The 16,101-nt window shown below is 40.9% G+C and carries 16 protein-coding genes; 13 read left to right on the top strand and 3 right to left on the bottom strand.

Going from position 1 to position 16,101, the window contains the following annotated elements:
* Window positions 1–32: 32 nt before the first annotated feature.
* The 5 genes from Q7P33_RS07475 (at window position 33) to Q7P33_RS07455 (ending at window position 3,726) form a co-directional block, all read left to right on the top strand.
* Entirely contained in the window at window positions 33–713 is a 681-nt protein-coding gene (locus tag Q7P33_RS07475; protein ID WP_303868906.1) for a M48 family metallopeptidase, read from the top strand.
* Window positions 714–824: 111 nt separating this feature from the next.
* Complete coding sequence (locus tag Q7P33_RS07470) at window positions 825–1,199, top strand: GntR family transcriptional regulator (protein ID WP_303868905.1); 375 nt, start codon at window positions 825–827, stop codon at window positions 1,197–1,199.
* A gap of 1 nt (window position 1,200) precedes the next feature.
* Window positions 1,201–2,058, top strand: a complete 858-nt coding sequence (locus tag Q7P33_RS07465; RefSeq protein ID WP_303868903.1) for an ABC transporter ATP-binding protein — start codon at window positions 1,201–1,203, stop codon at window positions 2,056–2,058.
* Window positions 2,058–2,678: an ABC-2 transporter permease gene (locus Q7P33_RS07460; RefSeq protein ID WP_303868901.1), complete on the top strand. Its 621-nt coding sequence runs from the start codon at window positions 2,058–2,060 to the stop codon at window positions 2,676–2,678. The genes Q7P33_RS07465 and Q7P33_RS07460 overlap by 1 nt, the downstream gene beginning before the upstream one ends.
* Window positions 2,679–2,808: 130 nt before the next feature.
* The gene (locus Q7P33_RS07455; protein WP_303868899.1) at window positions 2,809–3,726 is read left to right on the top strand and encodes a PHP domain-containing protein; all 918 of its coding nucleotides are present in this window, start codon (window positions 2,809–2,811) and stop codon (window positions 3,724–3,726) included.
* A gap of 109 nt (window positions 3,727–3,835) precedes the next feature.
* Here the strand turns inward: Q7P33_RS07455 and Q7P33_RS07450 are convergent, their stop codons facing one another.
* Entirely contained in the window at window positions 3,836–4,699 is an 864-nt protein-coding gene (locus Q7P33_RS07450) for a 4Fe-4S binding protein (RefSeq protein WP_303868897.1), read from the bottom strand.
* 217 nt (window positions 4,700–4,916) lie between these two features.
* Here Q7P33_RS07450 and Q7P33_RS07445 point away from each other — a divergent pair, with 217 nt between their 5' ends.
* The 5 genes from Q7P33_RS07445 to Q7P33_RS07425 all read left to right on the top strand — a co-directional run bounded on the left by Q7P33_RS07445 (window position 4,917) and on the right by Q7P33_RS07425 (window position 10,837).
* A complete protein-coding gene (locus tag Q7P33_RS07445; RefSeq protein WP_303868896.1) occupies window positions 4,917–5,639 on the top strand; it encodes an ABC transporter ATP-binding protein in 723 nt (240 codons plus the stop codon).
* Window positions 5,639–7,324, top strand: a complete 1,686-nt coding sequence (locus tag Q7P33_RS07440) for a hypothetical protein (protein ID WP_303868894.1) — start codon at window positions 5,639–5,641, stop codon at window positions 7,322–7,324. The genes Q7P33_RS07445 and Q7P33_RS07440 overlap by 1 nt, the downstream gene beginning before the upstream one ends.
* A 75-nt stretch (window positions 7,325–7,399) precedes the next feature.
* Window positions 7,400–9,460: a thioredoxin domain-containing protein gene (locus Q7P33_RS07435; RefSeq protein WP_303868892.1), complete on the top strand. Its 2,061-nt coding sequence runs from the start codon at window positions 7,400–7,402 to the stop codon at window positions 9,458–9,460.
* A gap of 58 nt (window positions 9,461–9,518) precedes the next feature.
* A complete protein-coding gene (gene msrB, locus Q7P33_RS07430) occupies window positions 9,519–9,962 on the top strand; it encodes a peptide-methionine (R)-S-oxide reductase MsrB (RefSeq protein WP_369693290.1) in 444 nt (147 codons plus the stop codon).
* Window positions 9,963–10,351: 389 nt separating this feature from the next.
* Window positions 10,352–10,837 carry a ferritin family protein gene (locus Q7P33_RS07425; RefSeq protein ID WP_303868891.1) on the top strand — a complete coding sequence of 162 codons (486 nt, stop codon included), beginning with the start codon at window positions 10,352–10,354 and terminating at the stop codon, window positions 10,835–10,837.
* A gap of 15 nt (window positions 10,838–10,852) precedes the next feature.
* Here the strand turns inward: Q7P33_RS07425 and Q7P33_RS07420 are convergent, their stop codons facing one another.
* On the bottom strand, window positions 10,853–11,401 hold the full coding sequence (locus tag Q7P33_RS07420; protein WP_303868889.1) for a hypothetical protein: 549 nt from the start codon (window positions 11,399–11,401) through the stop codon (window positions 10,853–10,855).
* Window positions 11,402–11,458: 57 nt separating this feature from the next.
* Window positions 11,459–12,211: a transposase gene (locus tag Q7P33_RS07415; RefSeq protein ID WP_303868887.1), complete on the bottom strand. Its 753-nt coding sequence runs from the start codon at window positions 12,209–12,211 to the stop codon at window positions 11,459–11,461.
* Between the two features lie 638 nt (window positions 12,212–12,849).
* On the opposite strand from Q7P33_RS07415, the gene Q7P33_RS07410 reads away from it, so the two are divergent.
* The 3 genes from Q7P33_RS07410 to Q7P33_RS07400 all read left to right on the top strand — a co-directional run bounded on the left by Q7P33_RS07410 (window position 12,850) and on the right by Q7P33_RS07400 (window position 16,025).
* The gene (locus Q7P33_RS07410) at window positions 12,850–14,139 is read left to right on the top strand and encodes an MFS transporter (RefSeq protein ID WP_303868885.1); all 1,290 of its coding nucleotides are present in this window, start codon (window positions 12,850–12,852) and stop codon (window positions 14,137–14,139) included.
* 150 nt (window positions 14,140–14,289) lie between these two features.
* Window positions 14,290–15,219, top strand: a complete 930-nt coding sequence (locus tag Q7P33_RS07405) for a hypothetical protein (RefSeq protein WP_303868883.1) — start codon at window positions 14,290–14,292, stop codon at window positions 15,217–15,219.
* A 59-nt stretch (window positions 15,220–15,278) separates the two neighbouring features.
* Entirely contained in the window at window positions 15,279–16,025 is a 747-nt protein-coding gene (locus Q7P33_RS07400; protein WP_303868881.1) for a hypothetical protein, read from the top strand.
* Window positions 16,026–16,101 lie beyond the last annotated feature (76 nt).

Raw genomic sequence — 16,101 nt, 5'->3', positions numbered from 1 at the left:
AAAAAGTATGTTGAAATAGCAAAAGGATAACGATGACGAAAGATTATACAATCAAGTTTTCAAAGCGCAAAACGATGGGACTTTACATTACCAAAAACGCGCAGATTGAGGTGCGGGTTCCCAATGGAACCCCCAAAAACGTCGTAGCGGATTTTGTTAGCCAGCACCAGCAGTGGATTAACACCCACCACGGAGCGGTGGCCCAACAGGTGGCGGAGCGGGAGAATTTCGAATTGCGGTTTGGAACCAAACTGCTCTTTCTGGGCCATGAATATCCCCTGGAGCCGGTAGAAAAACCAGCTTTCGGCTTTGATGGTCAGCGTTTTTATGCCTATGCTCAGATGTCCGCTGAGGCATTAAGAACCAGTCTGGTGGGCTGCTACCGAACCCTGGCAAAAAAGGTGCTCAGTGATATAGTGGAAGAAATGGCAAAACATATGGGGCTAAAGCCCAAGGCCGTCAAAGTAAACGGTGCCCGAACCCGATGGGGTTCCTGCTCCTGTGCCGGTAATCTCAATTTTTCCTGGTATCTGGTAATGGCCGAAGAGGCCACCATTCGCTATGTGGTCGTTCACGAGTTAGCTCATCTGATTGAAATGAATCACTCACGCAACTTCTGGCGAATTGTGGAACAGGTACTCCCCAATTACAAAGCGGAGCGGGAAAAACTGAAACAACTCCAGAAAAAATTAAGCGTTCAGTGCTGGGAATAAGCGAGACCATCTCGCTTATTTTTTTGCTTAAAACCTTGACAACTGGGAGAAAAGAGTTTATAGTGTATATAAAGTATATATACACTAAGGCGAACGAAATGAGGTGGTACGTTGAATATCGTCATCAGCAATTCCAGTGACAAACCAATTTATGAGCAAATTGCCCAGCAGATCAAGAAGATGATTATCAGCGGTGAACTGAGTCCCGGGGACACCTTGCCAAGTATGCGCTTTCTGGCCAAGGAGCTACGAATCAGTGTGATTACCACCAAGCGGGCCTATTCGGATCTGGAACGGGATGGTTTTATTGAAACCGTCACTGGTAAAGGCAGTTTTGTGGCCAACCAGAATTTATCATTTATCCGGGAAGAGCAACTACGGCTGGCTGAGGAGTTTTTACAGAAAGCAGTGGATATTGCCAGAAGCAGTGATATTTCCTGGGAGGAACTCAGTGAGTTGTTGGAACTATTGTATAAGGGAGAATAACATGATTAATGCCATTGAAATTAAAAATTTAAACAAAAATTATCAGGATTTTCAACTGAAAGATGTTAGTTTTAAAGTGCCAAAAGGCAGTATTGTCGGTTTTATCGGTGAGAATGGGGCCGGTAAAACGACTACCATTAAAGCGATGCTAAATTTGGTCAAGCGTGATGGAGGTACCATTGAGCTACTGGGTATGGATACTTTAACAGATGAGAAAAAAATAAAAGAATCAGTCGGCGTTGTGATGGACGGCTGCAATTTTCACGACAATTTAAAAACCGGTGATATATCAAAAATGCTGGCCAGTATTTATAAAAATTGGAATGCACAATTATTTCAACACTATCTGAAAGAATTCAAGCTACCCGAAAATAAAATCATCAAAGAATTTTCCCGGGGGATGAAAATGAAGCTGCAGATTGCGGTGGCGCTGTCCCATGAACCGAAGTTATTGATCTTAGACGAAGCCACCAGCGGATTGGATCCGATTGTCCGGGAGGAAATTCTTGATGTTTTTATGGAGTTTATCCAGGATGAAGAACATTCCATTTTAATATCGTCACATATTACCAGCGATCTCGATAAGATTGCTGATTATATTGTCTTTATTCACCAGGGTGAAATTTTGCTTGACGAAGAAAAAGAGACCCTACTTTCACAAATGGGGGTTTTGAAGTGCAGTGAAGAAGACTTCCGCAAACTCGAGAGCAATGAATATATCCGCTATCGCAAGAATCAATTCAGTTTTGAGGTGCTGGTGAAAGAAAAGGCAGCCATCCGCAAAAAATATCCCGAGGCGGTTATCGATGGGATAACCATTGAAGAAATCATGTTATTTTATGTAAGGGGGCAAAAATAATGAAGGGACTGATCTTAAAAGATCTGCTTAATTTAAAAAGCACATTTAAAATGCTGGGCGTGATGATGGTATTTTTCGCCGTTGTTTTCTTGCCTCAAGGCAATGGTTTTATCTTTGGAATGATTATCTTGATGTTTGCAATGATGGTGGTGACCACGATCAGCTATGACGATCTGGCCAAGTGGGACGCTTATGCCTTGACCATGCCGGTGACCCGAAAAGAAATGGTACTCAGTAAGTATCTGGTGATGGTTATCTTAAATACCTTGGGGGCAGTCTTATCACTGGCGGTTGGAATTGTTGGTAGCATCATTATGGGCAAAAGCTTTGATTTGGAAATTCTCGCCATTGTCGGGGTAATCTATCTGGTGGCTTTAATCTTTGGTTCAGTGATTATTCCCTTGATTTATAAGTTCGGTACTGAAAAAGCCCGGCTGTTGTTGGTTCTTTGTGCGTTGATTCCGACCGCCCTGATTCTGCTGGTGGAACAGTTGGGTGTGTCCCTGCCAACCATTGGAAATCCCTGGATCTATTTGATCGCATTAATCGGGTTTTCTGTCGTTGGGGTGGTTCTTTCGTATCTGATCTCAGTTAAAATTTATAGCGAAAAAGAGTTTTGATTTAGCCTAAGAAAATGCGAAATCGTTTAAGAATTTAAAAAATAAAGCTTTGGTTGAAATGTGCTTCACTTGATGGGATAATGGGATTAAAATTATAGATACGACGGCTAACAAAATGGGGGAGAAAAGAATGGGAAAAATAGATCTGCATGTTCACACCCGGGCAAGCGTCGATGGAGAGTTGTCGGGAGAGGAACTGATTCGACTGGCGATTAAGGAAAATGTATCAACTCTGGCAATCACCGATCATGACAGTATTGAAGAAGTTGACAATGCCATGGCCTGGGGAGAAAAACTGGGGGTCGAGGTGATTCCGGGTACCGAGGTGTTCTGTCAGAACCGCAGTCAATTGGTTCATTTGCTGGCTTATTATATCGATCTCGATGAGTCACCGGTATCGCAGATTATTGAAACAGTTAATGCTGACAGAAAACGTTGGCTACAGGCGCAGATCAAACTGCTGAAGGAGAATGGTCTCTATCTGGATGAAGCGAATGTTTACGAATTCAGCAAAGATACTTCGCCGGCACCGTCATCGCTTTCTTACGGCGTTTTCAAGGATGAACGCAACACCAACCATCCCTTGATTATTGAATATAACAAAAAATACAGTAATCCGGTACTGGAGTTTGCTTTACAGTTTCTGGTTTTTGGCAAGCCCTTTTATGCGCCCAATTACATTCCCGAAACAAAAGTGTTTATCGAGGCGGTTCATCGAAGCGGTGGGGTAGCGGTTCTGGCGCATCCGGGCTACACCCAGATGAAGGTGGATTTCATTGATACGACTTTTGTCGATGAGCTGCTGGAACAGGGGCTTTCCGGCGTTGAAGCCTATTATACCACCCACTCGGAAGAAGAAACGCAACGATATCTGGCCTATTGTAAAAAGCATCAGCTGCTGTTTACCTCCGGAAGTGATTTTCATGGGAAATTCAAACCAACAATAACCCTTGGTCAGTTGGGAACCACTGATTACAGCATTATCGAGCGGTTAAATCAAGAGAAAAACAGAATTCGAAAAAAAGAACGGATGCGAAACAAATTATAAAAAGAATCAGAATCCCATGTTGATAAAAAGACTGGGAATTCTGATTCTCTTCATTTTAAAAATAGTTTATCGACAGAGCACCGCTAAGGTGTGGTACTTCAAAGCTTGGTCAGATTTCGAGATGCTCAAGCAGGGCTTCTTCAAACGCATTAAAACCTATCCGATCGATCACCCCACAGACTCGTTCGCCGTCTTTACCCAATTCCAGATAGGTTTCCAGAATTTTATCAATCAGGTTGGGAATCTCTTCGGCCGCATAAAGATCGGTTAAACGATCCCCAAAACGGTACCCCCGGCCCATCCGGCCACCCAGATAAACGGCAATGCCGCGAACCTCCTCAGTGATGGCACCAGTGGTACACGCCTGGGCGCACTTCCCGCAATTGACACACTGACGTTCATTCCAAAGCAGTTTCTGATTGAACATCGTCAGGGCCTGGGCCCGACAGACTTTGATACATTTTCCGCAATTCAGGCAGGCATCCCAATCAAACTGGATGTAAGCCTGTCCCATCAGACCGATATCATTGGTGTTGGCTTTGGCACAATTGTTGGGGCAGCCCACAAAGGTGATTTTTGTTTTGGCATGAAGATCCCGACCGAAAAATTGGTCATGACAGATGCCGCATAGCTTCTGGGTATCATAAAGACCATGCTGGCAAACGGTTCCTTTACAGGCCACCAGCGGTCGGATCTTTTTACCGGTACCGCCGTAAACCAGCCCACCGGCTGAGAGGGCGGCTTTAACCGCATCCAGATGCTCATAAGTGATCCAGGGAATTTCAATGGCTAAGCGAGTGGTTTCGCCCAGATAACCCCGTCCATATTTTTCGGCAATTTCGGCCAGAGTCTTTAATTCAGCTGAGGTGAAATTTCCAGCCCGGCTTAAAACCCGAATCGAAAAATAACCTTCCTGTTGCTGGGCTAAGATCCCCTGGGCTTTTAATTCTGCAATTTCGTTTTTTGAGATCACGCGGTTACCTGCTTTCCTAAAGGTGTGAGGCAATTCAAAAAAATAAGTGGTCACGTAGGGAACGTTTTTTTCGCCACCGACCAATTATCCGTTTTGATTGCTGATGTTTATTGTCTCTATTGTATGCCTTGTTTCTAAAAACAATATTAAATTTTATCGTCGCAAACAGTCAGAGTTGTGTTAAAATAAACAGACTATCAAGAAAAAAGGAGCGACCATGCTAATACTTGAACATATCTCAAAAACCTATGGTAATAAAAACGAAAAAGCCGTCGATGATATCAGTTTTGAAGTATATCCCGGAGAAATATTTGGTTTTGTGGGGCCCAATGGAGCGGGAAAAACCACCACCATCAAAATGATTGTCAGCCTGCTGGCGCCCAACAGCGGTAAGATAACGATCAATGGCATCGATAATCAGGCGGACATTCTGGGTGCAAAAAAGCAGTTTAGCTATGTACCGGATAATCCGGAGCTGTTCGAAAAGATTAAGGGCATTGAGTATCTGAAATTTATGGCTGATGTTTATCAGGTGCCTGCTGCCGAACGACAGGAACGGATTGAAAGATATCTGGATATTTTTGAAATTAAAAATGCCGTCAATGATCCGATTGGATCGTTTTCCCATGGGATGAAGCAGAAACTGGCTCTGGTGGGAGCACTGATTCATGATCCTCAGCTTTTTATTCTGGACGAGCCAATGGTCGGTTTGGATCCCAAGGCATCCTTTGAGCTTAAAAAAATCATGCGGGAACATTGCGACCGGGGCCGATCGGTTTTCTTTTCCACCCATGTATTGGATGTGGCTGAAAAAATCTGTGACCGGATTGCCATCATTAAAAAGGGTAAACTCATTGAGGTGGGCACCATGGCTGAAATTCGCGAAAAAGCCGGGAGTCAGGAGTCACTTGAAAATATTTTTTTGGAGTTGACCGAATAATGAAAGAAATTATCACGTTAACTAAATTATTTATCAACGAATCATTGGGAGTTTCGTTGTTCTTCTATAATCAGAAGTACAATAAAAAAGAATTTTATAAACAGTTATTTACCCTGATAATTGTGCCAGTGGCTTTGATTCCGGCCTTTTTTATGTACGTTTCACTGATGTCGGCCACCTATTTTGGGCTGACACTGATTAATCAGACATCGGTTTTTTTAAGTATCGGCTATATCTTGGCAACGGTGTTGATCATTGTTTTTGGGGTCATGTATATTCTTTCAGAATTCTATTTCTCCGATAACATTGAAGAACTGATCCCACTGCCGATCAGTCAACGAAAACTGATCATTTCAAAATTCTTAAGCATTTTGGTGTTTGAATATATTTTTGCCGCCTTTATTTTTATTCCGATTCTGATTATTTATGGTATCGGTCAGGGTATGGGGCTACTTTATGGGCTGTTATCGTTTTTGGTTTTTCTGACCATCCCGGTGCTGCCGCTTTCGCTAATGACCGCCGTGATCATGCTGATTATGCAATCGGCTTCCCTCAAAGGACGCAAAGATATGCTTCAGATTGTTTTTGTCTTTATCGGGATTGCCGTCATTTTCACGGTACAGTTCTGGTTTACCAGCCAACTGGGAAGCGGTGATGAGGCGGATTTTCAGTTACTGATGAATACGATTCTGACAAATAATGAAGGCTTGTTGAACAGCATTGGTTACTTGATGCCGACCAGTTTTTTAATGGCCTGGACGCTCAATAAAATCACTCTGATATCGTTGGGTTGGGTTGCATCACTACTGGGAATTACGCTGTTATCCTGCGTTTTGATGGTTGCAATTGGCAATCGTGTTTATCTTAAGAGTATTGTCAGCGGAAAAATAATCAAAAAGGGGAAACAGTTAAGCGGTGCCCAGCGCAGCAAGGTGCTGGGGAAAAAGAGTCACGGAGCGATGGCGATATTTACCATGGATTTGCGGCTATTGTTGCGAACCCCGGTTTACTTTTTTAATAATGTCAGCGTGGTGATTATTGCCCCGCTTTGCATTTTGCTCAGCGTTTCATTTATTGAAATCCCTCCGGAAGATTTACAGGGGATGCAGGAGTTTTTCAGAGCCATGCCAATTTTGATGAACTTTTTATTGATTGCCTTTTTTATCTTTTTCGGAGGCACCTCAGCTACCACCGCCTCGACCTTTTCCCGGGAAGGAAAAGCCTCCTGGCTGACTCGGATGATTCCGGTGACTGCCAGAGATCAGATTGTGGGGCGAACCGGGGTAGCGATGTTTATTCAAAGCCTGGGGATCGTTTTTACCATCATTGCGGTGCAATTTATTTTCCCGTTACCCCTGTCCACCCTTGTGATAACCAGCATTCTGGGGATACTGGGATCACTGCCGATTTTGTTGTTTGGATTATTCCTCGATATGAACCGGCCGCTGCTCAATTGGGATAACCCTCAAAAGGCCGTTAAAAATAACTTGAATGTGGTCATTACACTTTTTGTTGGGATGGCTTACACCGGGTTGTTAATTGGGGTCAGTGGTTTATTGGGGTATTTTGTGAATCCAATATTGGGTTATGTAATATTTGTCCTGATCAGTGCAATTTTTTGTGTAGTTTTTTACCAACTGATCAATCGTCGCCTGGAAGCCGAATTCTTGAATTTTGAATCGTAATTAAAGCCCAGGTTAATGGTTAAGGGGCATAATAGCTAGTAGCGATAAGAAATACAATAAAAAGGAGTTGATACAATGGCTCTTGACGACGTAAAGAAAAAAGCGAATCGACTCGTTCATGAAATGAGTCCTTATTTATTACAGCATGCCTATAATCCAGTCAACTGGTATCCTTGGTCGAATGAGGCCTTTATTCAGGCCAAACGACAGGACAAACCAGTTTTCCTTTCAATTGGTTACAGCACCTGTCACTGGTGTCATGTGATGGAAAAAGAATCCTTTGAGGATGAAGCTGTAGCCGAAATCCTGAATAAATATTTTATCAGCATCAAGGTCGATCGGGAAGAACGGCCGGACATTGATCAGATATATATGACCTTTGCCCAGGTCAGTACCGGTCAGGGTGGTTGGCCCCTGAATGTTTTTCTGACTGCTGACCGCAAACCTTTTTATGTCACCACCTATCTGCCTAAATACTCTCGGCTTGGAAACCCTGGCTTGATCGATGTATTGTTGGGTATTGAAAGCCAGTGGCGAAAAAACAATGAAGACATTATTGATTCTGCCAATCGGATGACCGGACTGCTCAATGATCTGGAGGTACGAAAAGGGGAAGAGGAACTGAAGCGAACGATCTTTTTTGAAGCCTATGATTTTTTTGATGAAAGCTTTGATGACCGCTATGGTGGTTTTGGCAAGGCTCCCAAATTTCCCACCTCCCATCATCTTTTTTATTTGCTGCGTTGTTATCAGGCGTTTAAGCAGCCCGATGCCCTGGTAATGGTGGAAAAAACCCTACAGCAAATGTATAAAGGCGGGATCTTTGATCATATTGGTTTTGGGTTTTCCCGTTATTCAACCGATGAACAGTGGCTGGTTCCCCACTTTGAAAAAATGCTCTATGACAATGCCCTGCTGATTATGGTTTATGCTGAAACCTACCAGGCTACTGGCAACATACTCTACAAAAAAATTGCCGAAAAAACGATCACCTATGTCAATCGTGATCTGCGTTCCCCAGAAGGGGCCTTCTATTGCGCGCAAGATGCTGACTCGGAAGGGGAAGAAGGCAAGTTCTATGTCTGGTCGATGGATAAGGTGGAAAAAATATTGGGCCAGAAGCGGGCGGAGGTCTTTTTTAAGTTTTATCCGATGTCAAAAAAAGGCAATTTTGATGGCAAGAACATTGTTAATATGATCGATACCGATCTCGATTTGATTGAAGCCAATCCCGAGTTGGAAAAAGCACTCGATGAGATGACTGCTGATCTCTTTTCCCAGCGGGAAAAACGGGTTCATCCCCATAAGGATGACAAGATTCTGACCTCATGGAATGGGTTGATGATTGCTGCTCTGGCGATGGCGGGACGGATCTTCAACAAAACGGTTTATGTCCGACAGGCTGAAGAGGCGATGGCTTTTATTGAAAACAACATGGCCCGGCGGAGTGGTCGGCTTTACGCCCGGTTCCGCAAGGGGGAGGCCAAAATTCTCGGCTATCTGGATGATTATGCCAGTGTCATCTGGGGTTATCTGGAACTCTATCAGGCCAGTTTTAAAACCGAGTATCTCGAAAAAGCGATTGTGCGGGCGGTGGATATGATCAACCTTTTTGGCGATGAATTTGGCACCGCCGGCTTTTTTCTCTATGGTAATGATACGGAACAATTGATTGCCCGGCCCAAGGAAGTGTATGACAATGCCATGCCATCGGGAAATGCCCTGGCAGCTTATTGTCTGCTGAAGCTTGGGAAAATAACCGGAGAACAGAAATATATTGATATCGTCAATGGGATGTTTCACTATTTTGCCGGAAACCTTAATCAGGCACCGATGGCTGGTACGATGATGCTCTGTGCCAAATTATTCCATGAACAACCCACTACCGAGGTGGTTTTTGCCGGGTATGAGACCGATACGACGATTCGCGAAATGAACCGTCGCTTAAATCAGCAGTTTCTGCCGTTTTTGGTGGTGCTGTTTAACAAAAGCGAAACCGATCTCAAAAAGATCAACGAGTTTGCCATGAATCAGCAGATGATTCACGGTGAACCGACTGCCTATATCTGTAAAAACTACCGTTGCGAGCAGCCGGTGAATGACCTTGAAAGCTTTCTTAAAATTATTGAAGACTGATTATAATCAGGAAAAATGGGGTAGGAACAGAAGCATCATAAGAAAGGCAGGAATGATAATGAAATATAAAAAAAAAGATCAGGAGACCTTATTAAAGACCTTGACCCCGGATCAATATGCGGTGACACAGAAAAATGCCACCGAACCACCGTTTCAGAATGAATACTACAACGAATACCGCAAAGGGATTTATGTGGATATCACCACCGGCGAACCACTTTTCTCATCCAGCGATAAATTCGAATCCGGTTGTGGCTGGCCCAGTTTCTCAAAACCGATTGATCCCAAAGTGGTCAAAGAACGCAGCGACACCTCACTGCGGATGAAGCGAACCGAGGTGCGCAGTGTCACAGGTGACGCCCACTTGGGTCACGTTTTTGAAGATGGCCCAATCACCACCGGAGGCTTGCGCTACTGCATTAACAGCGCTTCACTGCGTTTTATTCCGGTTAAGGAGATGGAAGCTGAGGGTTACGGTGATTATCTGTCATTGATCGACTAGATAAAATAAATAGTGACAGAAGAAAAAAAGAATCGATCCAATGATAGTCGATTCTTTTTTTATTGATGGACAAATAGATCTTCTGGTAAAATGGTAATAAGAAAAAGAGTCTGAATTGATTGGAATCGGTAATACTGGGTATAAGGTTAACAAGATTCTATACTGCGAGGTGTGATTCTTGCCGAGGGTATACCAAACAACAAACACTGACCAAGAGGTGGTCGAATGAATCAAAAAAGACATCAGGATATGACTTCTGAGTAAAAAGGCCAACATTGCGGCCTGTACCGGAAATACGGACGAACACATCTGCAAAAATCCGGGCTTTTGAAAAATTAAGCTTTGCGGTATGAATTTTAAATTGAACGAATAGTTTGAGGTGAAAGTGCATGAATACGATCGAATTTGCAATTAAAATGGAAGTTGATGGCGAAAAGTATTACCGTGAACAAGCAGAAAACAATCAGGATAATAGTTTAAATGCTGTGTTTTTGTTGTTGGCAGATGACGAAAATGGTCATGCCACATTGTTAAAAAACGAACTGGCGAAAATAACCTATGATCTGGCTGACAATAAAACCTTAGCAGACACAAGTAATGTTTTTAAAAAACGTGGAGAATTCAAGAATAAATTCGAAAAAATTCCCAATCAGCTAGATGTCTATCGAATGGCCTTGGAAATGGAAAAAGACAGCATCGAACTGTATCAGAAGCTGTATTCAGAGTCAACTGATGAACAAACAAAGAAATTGTTTGGTTACTTGGTTAAGCAGGAAGAAAAGCATTTTAATATTTTTGATAACCTGATCACGTTGGTCGAACGTCCCGAAGAATGGGTTGAAGATGCTGAATTTGGAATAAGAGAAGAGTATTAAAGAATAAAGAATTACTCAACTTTCCCATCCTAATTGACTAAACAAAGCCTTTACAAAAGAGGCCTGGGCGTCAATCCATTGCTGGAGTTGAATTTTTAGCAGAGTAGACTTTTGGGAGCCTACCGTGTTTAAATGTTCGACAAATAAGCCCATCAAACTTTGGAGAGCTGTCGAAAGTGTCATATCCTGGATGTCATCACAGAGTCTGAAGAATAATTCACATAAGGTTTTATCATCCTTTTCGTTTCTGCGAAGCCATTCCAAAAGGATGTATCGACTAAAGACAATCGTGGTGTGGCTGATCGTCATGTCATAGCTTCGTCCCTGAAATTCGGAGCCAAGCTTCAACAAGGATTTGGTGGATTTGAAGAAAACTTCGATTGCCCAGCGATTTCCGTAAATAGGGATGATTTCTTCATCAGACAGTGATAAATTCGTACTGAGTACCGACAGCAATTCTCTTTTGTTATTGCGATTTCTGAAAAAAACCAGTTTCACAGGAATCCCATTTTTCGTTGTTACAATAAGTGATCCAAACTGATTTCCGGGCGAATATTCCGGCAACAGTCGCCGCAGTTGTGGAAGGGTATAAAAACTGCCTTTGTAGCGATAACGTTGTTTTTACTGTTTCACCATCCCAATGACATCCAGACCTTCATCAAGAATGGCACGAATCATCGGTTCATGGGTAAACCAGGTATCCATCAGAACATTATCGGCCTGAATGCCCTGTTTTAAAGCGTTACTGATCATTTGAACAGCGACATCCGTTTTCTTTTTAATGGCTTCGCTTCGACGTTTGTAACCACTGGTGCGCCTGTCAATTGATTCCGAAACTTCCTGCACCCGGTTTGCTTTGTTGGCTGAAGACATCATCGCAAAATCAGCAGGAATAAAACTGTAACCATCCGACCAGCCAAGGGCAAGCATGGTAAAGCCTTTGATGAAGCGATGCTCTGCGTGATCATAGAGATTGGCCAGAAGTTCCACATGCTTACTGCGGTTCCGATTGATCACCGTATCATCAAGAATAAAGACTTTAACCCGATCCGAATGTGTCAGCCTACTGAATGAAGTAATCACCCGGGCAGACAGTGAGGTCAGAAATCGCCGCCAGTTGTAGGTAGCGGTGTTCAAAAATCGATAATACGTATTCTTTGATACCGAATGATCATAGTACTTTGAATCCGGGTAGCGATACAGATTTTTGCCCTGAAAGGCCAGTAGCAAAAGAAATTCAAAAACTTCTGTTACTTTGATCCCCTGTGCTTTGCGGATCCCGGAATCTCTAAGGAGCGATGTTAGTTTCAATGCTTTAAAAGCTTTGAGAAATTTAATATTTGTCTGTTCAGATGGGCTGTTTTGGCTTATCATAGTGTTATGCACTCTCCTGTCTGATTTTTGTTAGGTTGCATTTTCATTATATCAGACGTTGGGTGCATTTTTTTGTCAACTTCTGTTTTTCAGAAGCTGCAAAGTTTGTTTTTGTAAGGTCTCAGCTGAATTTTTCAGCTGGGAAAGTTGAGAAGATTAATTTACGTAACAAAAAAGATTCTTCAATTTGATTATAATTGAGGGATCTTTTTTGTTGTGATTGTTTCATGAGGGCATACGAAAAATATGGTCGTTACCAATATTTGATAATATTTACGAAACAAATCGAGTATTATTTGCAATTTTTTTTTATTGTGCAGATTTATTTGCAGGCGTGTTTAAAACCCTCTGAAATTAGCGGCCTTTGGCCATGAATATAATTTTGCTGGTAATAATATTTTGCGGTAGCAGCCTGTAATAAGGGGGTTATTATAAATTTCGTAATATTAAAATAATTATAAAATACTGTTTATTGCGATATCGGGTAGAATATGATTAAAAAATATTTAAATTAAAACACAAAGTTGGCACAAAAAATGCTTAATATAAGCTCAGAAAGTGAAAAATGTATGATTAGCAGATTGCGTTTATCATTAGCACAATTATTCTAAATTGTACATTTGAAGAAGGAGAATAGTATGAAAGAAAAAGTGGTGGATATCATGTCCAAAAAAAGAAAAGAATTGATATATGTTATTTGTTTAACGGGATTTATCACAATTACATTTGCTTTTGGGCGTTATATTTTTTCGATGATTACTCCGGATATCGTCAGTAGCTTAAATATTGACTACGAATTTATTGGGTTAATAAATGCATGCCACCAAGGTGCTTACTTGCTTTTTTCTTTGCTTGGCGGTGTTTTGTGTGGTTACTTAAGTGTAAGATTTTTGATATCGTCGTCAGTAATTTTATGTAGGTTTAGTGTTTTTGTGCTAGCATTCGTTAATAATCCATGGCTCTTGCTAGTTATTGTAACCCTTCAGGGTATATTTGCGGCAACATCATGGATACCAATGGTAGAGTTTGTGGCTAAGAACATCCAGGAAGATAATCGCGGAAAAAGTCTTGGCATCATTTCAAGTGGGACATCTTTTGGACTAATTCTAAATGGTTTCTTGATTCCTTATATACTGACTAATGATACTTGGCAAACCGTTTGGTTTGTATTTGGCATTATCAGTTTGATTCTCGGGGTGATTGGTGTTTATTGGATATACAAATTAAAGAACTCAACTGATTTACAGATTGAAAAAGCCAATCAAAGAAATAAAGATAAGACGAAAAAACTGGTGCTAAGGAATGATAAGTCGGGGAATTATCTCAAACACTATGTTTTATTAGTTGCATTATTGATTTTATCCGGGCTCTATTTGATTCCATTCCAAAGTTACATCGTACCTTTAATGCAAGAAGACTTGGGTTTAAATGAACAAATATCAGGAATTGCATGGAGTATTTTTGGCTTTATTGGTATTTTTAGTGGTTTTATTGCAGGGGTTTTAGCCGACAAATATACAGCCAAACGGGCAATGATTATCACATACAGTATTTCGATTTTATCAATTGCAACAGTAGTGTTTTTCCATAATGCAGCAGCGGCTCTATTTGCTTGTGCTATTTTTGGATTAACTTACAATGGCATTTTTGGATTGCATCCAACATATGTGACTCGAGTCTTACCACCAGAAAAAACGGCGAAGTTATTTGGGCTGTTGAATTTATCGTTAGGAGTGGGTTCAATGATCGGGAATTATGCAGGTGGTTACATTAAAAAAATGACTGGAAGTTTTTCATTATCTTATCAACTAATGTTGATGATGTCTATCCTCACAGTTATGATTTGTCTATTTATAAAATCGGATCGGAATGAAGAGGCGATCTTATATGAAAAGCATCGTACTGAAACCGGGCAAGATATCATATGATATAGGAAGTTAAATATTAAAGAGTTCTGCGCGGATTTTAAGATTAAATATCTCACCACTGCGAATTATTTAGATCCAGTTGGGTATACTTTATGAATTTTTAGAGAATGAACTTAATTCATTTGCAACATTTTCTAGGAGGTACGATAAATGGCAGAGAAGTGTCGGGAATCCGAAGATTCTGAATTTGACAATCGCGTTAATAATTTGATGTGGACCATCTGTGGCAATTATGGGGATGAAATGCCTGAAAATGAAAAGGTAAATCGCTCGAAATTTAATGCTTTATATTTTGGAGCTATCTCAGGTGCCCGTCGAAAATATGTGGACTGGTATCTAATCAACCAATACATTGAGTGGCGGAGTTGTTCAGGGTTTTCCAGGGAAAAGCTGCAGGCAATTCTTTTACCAGCAATTGATGTGATAGCGATTAATTTATTGACAGTCGAGAGACCAGGTATTCCCGATATACAAAAAAAAGCCTGTTTAGAGATTATTGATAGACTAAATTCACCGGTTTCTGATTGTTTATCCGATGAAATCGAGTTCTCAATGTTTTCAGTTCTTGCGGGCATCAGTGTAAGCGTAAAACCGATCATGCGTGAATTAGCATTGGAAATAATCAGTATAGCCAAAACAAACGACCTTCTAAATTTTATCGAAGAAATCGACGAATTATATATCAGATTTTTTAGGATAAATGATTATGTTCAATTTGATATGCAAAGTATTTTAGAGAATCATCCCCGACCGTTGGTTAAAAGAAAAAAATTATCTGAAAGTGTTTTAAATTCAGAGTTGTTAAATAAAAAATCCAGTAAAGTAGCAGAACTTGAAAAGACAATGAGCGGAGAACGTCAGACAGAATATAGAAGCAAGGATAATGAATTTGTTGAGGCTATGAATCGTCAAGCCGAATTAAATTGTGGGGAATCATATCTTAAAGGAGTGCTTGTTAGAAGAATCGAAAGTCGATTATGTAAAGGGGTCCATCGAGATTGCCAACTTCATTTCACAGAGGGTTTAATAAGGAGTAAGAATAATAACCAAATGCAGTTAAACGGGCTCAAAAAAGTTTAGAAAAGAACCGATTTGCATACGAAAAGAAACAGCAAATTTATGAAGCAACAATAAATCGGTTGAAAAAATCATTAATTCAAACGTTAAGTGCAGAACAATCTAAATATGCTACTTCCAGTGATTCAGGGACAATTAATGTCCAAAAGCTGTGGCGGTTGGGCCGTGTTCCTTCAACAAGACTATTTAGAAAAATGGAAAACAATGATAAAGGGAAGTATGTTGTTGATTTGATGATTGATAGTAGCCATTCTCAATTTTTAAAACAAGCAACAGTAGCAATTCAGGCCTATATTATTGTACGGGCAATTGTTGATGCTGGAATTCCTTGTCGCGTTAATGGATTTTACAGTTTTTTTGATTATACGATCCTAAAACGGTACCGCAATTATGATGATGATTTAAAACAGACTGAAAATATTTTTGAATATAGCTGTGAAGGATGCAATCGGGATGGTCTTGCTATAAAGAGTGTTTGTGATGCTCTTTATACACGGGCCGAGGAGAATAAGATTTTAATTGTTTTAAGTGATGGAAAACCAAATGATATTCATTTGCCGACCAGGAATAGTGGTAAAGAATTTCGCGGCGCAGTTTCTTATTCTGGAGGGATTGGTATCGATGATACAGCCAAAGAAGTCAGAATTGCCCGGCAAAGAGGGATAATGGTGTTGGGTATTTTTACGGGTGATGAAAAAGACCTGAAAGCCGAGAAACTTATTTATGGCAAAGATTTTATCTTTACCAGAGAAATGAACCGTTTTGGTGATATTATTGCAGCTTATTTAAAGCGCATAATTACAAGTTGAATGAGGGCAGATTATTTTAAAAATGGTAGTGTTGCAAAAATGGTATTTGGATAAAAGCGAGACCCCATTTTTGTAA

The organism is Acetobacterium wieringae (assembly GCF_026646375.1).
In the GTDB taxonomy this organism is placed as follows: Bacteria; Bacillota; Clostridia; order Eubacteriales; family Eubacteriaceae; genus Acetobacterium; species Acetobacterium wieringae_A.
The sequence above is the reverse complement of the archived record's forward strand: the minus strand, read 5'-3'. Positions and strand labels throughout refer to the sequence as shown.

Coding starts and splice junctions, on each gene's coding strand:
- Q7P33_RS07475 (WP_303868906.1), top strand. CDS start 33: ATGACGAAAGATTATACAATCAAGTTTTCAAAGCGCAAAACGATGGGA.
- Q7P33_RS07465 (WP_303868903.1), top strand. CDS start 1,201: ATGATTAATGCCATTGAAATTAAAAATTTAAACAAAAATTATCAGGAT.
- Q7P33_RS07460 (WP_303868901.1), top strand. CDS start 2,058: ATGAAGGGACTGATCTTAAAAGATCTGCTTAATTTAAAAAGCACATTT.
- Q7P33_RS07455 (WP_303868899.1), top strand. CDS start 2,809: ATGGGAAAAATAGATCTGCATGTTCACACCCGGGCAAGCGTCGATGGA.
- Q7P33_RS07445 (WP_303868896.1), top strand. CDS start 4,917: ATGCTAATACTTGAACATATCTCAAAAACCTATGGTAATAAAAACGAA.
- Q7P33_RS07440 (WP_303868894.1), top strand. CDS start 5,639: ATGAAAGAAATTATCACGTTAACTAAATTATTTATCAACGAATCATTG.
- Q7P33_RS07435 (WP_303868892.1), top strand. CDS start 7,400: ATGGCTCTTGACGACGTAAAGAAAAAAGCGAATCGACTCGTTCATGAA.
- msrB (WP_369693290.1), top strand. CDS start 9,519: ATGAAATATAAAAAAAAAGATCAGGAGACCTTATTAAAGACCTTGACC.
- Q7P33_RS07425 (WP_303868891.1), top strand. CDS start 10,352: ATGAATACGATCGAATTTGCAATTAAAATGGAAGTTGATGGCGAAAAG.
- Q7P33_RS07415 (WP_303868887.1), bottom strand. CDS start 12,211: ATGATAAGCCAAAACAGCCCATCTGAACAGACAAATATTAAATTTCTC.
- Q7P33_RS07410 (WP_303868885.1), top strand. CDS start 12,850: ATGAAAGAAAAAGTGGTGGATATCATGTCCAAAAAAAGAAAAGAATTG.
- Q7P33_RS07405 (WP_303868883.1), top strand. CDS start 14,290: ATGGCAGAGAAGTGTCGGGAATCCGAAGATTCTGAATTTGACAATCGC.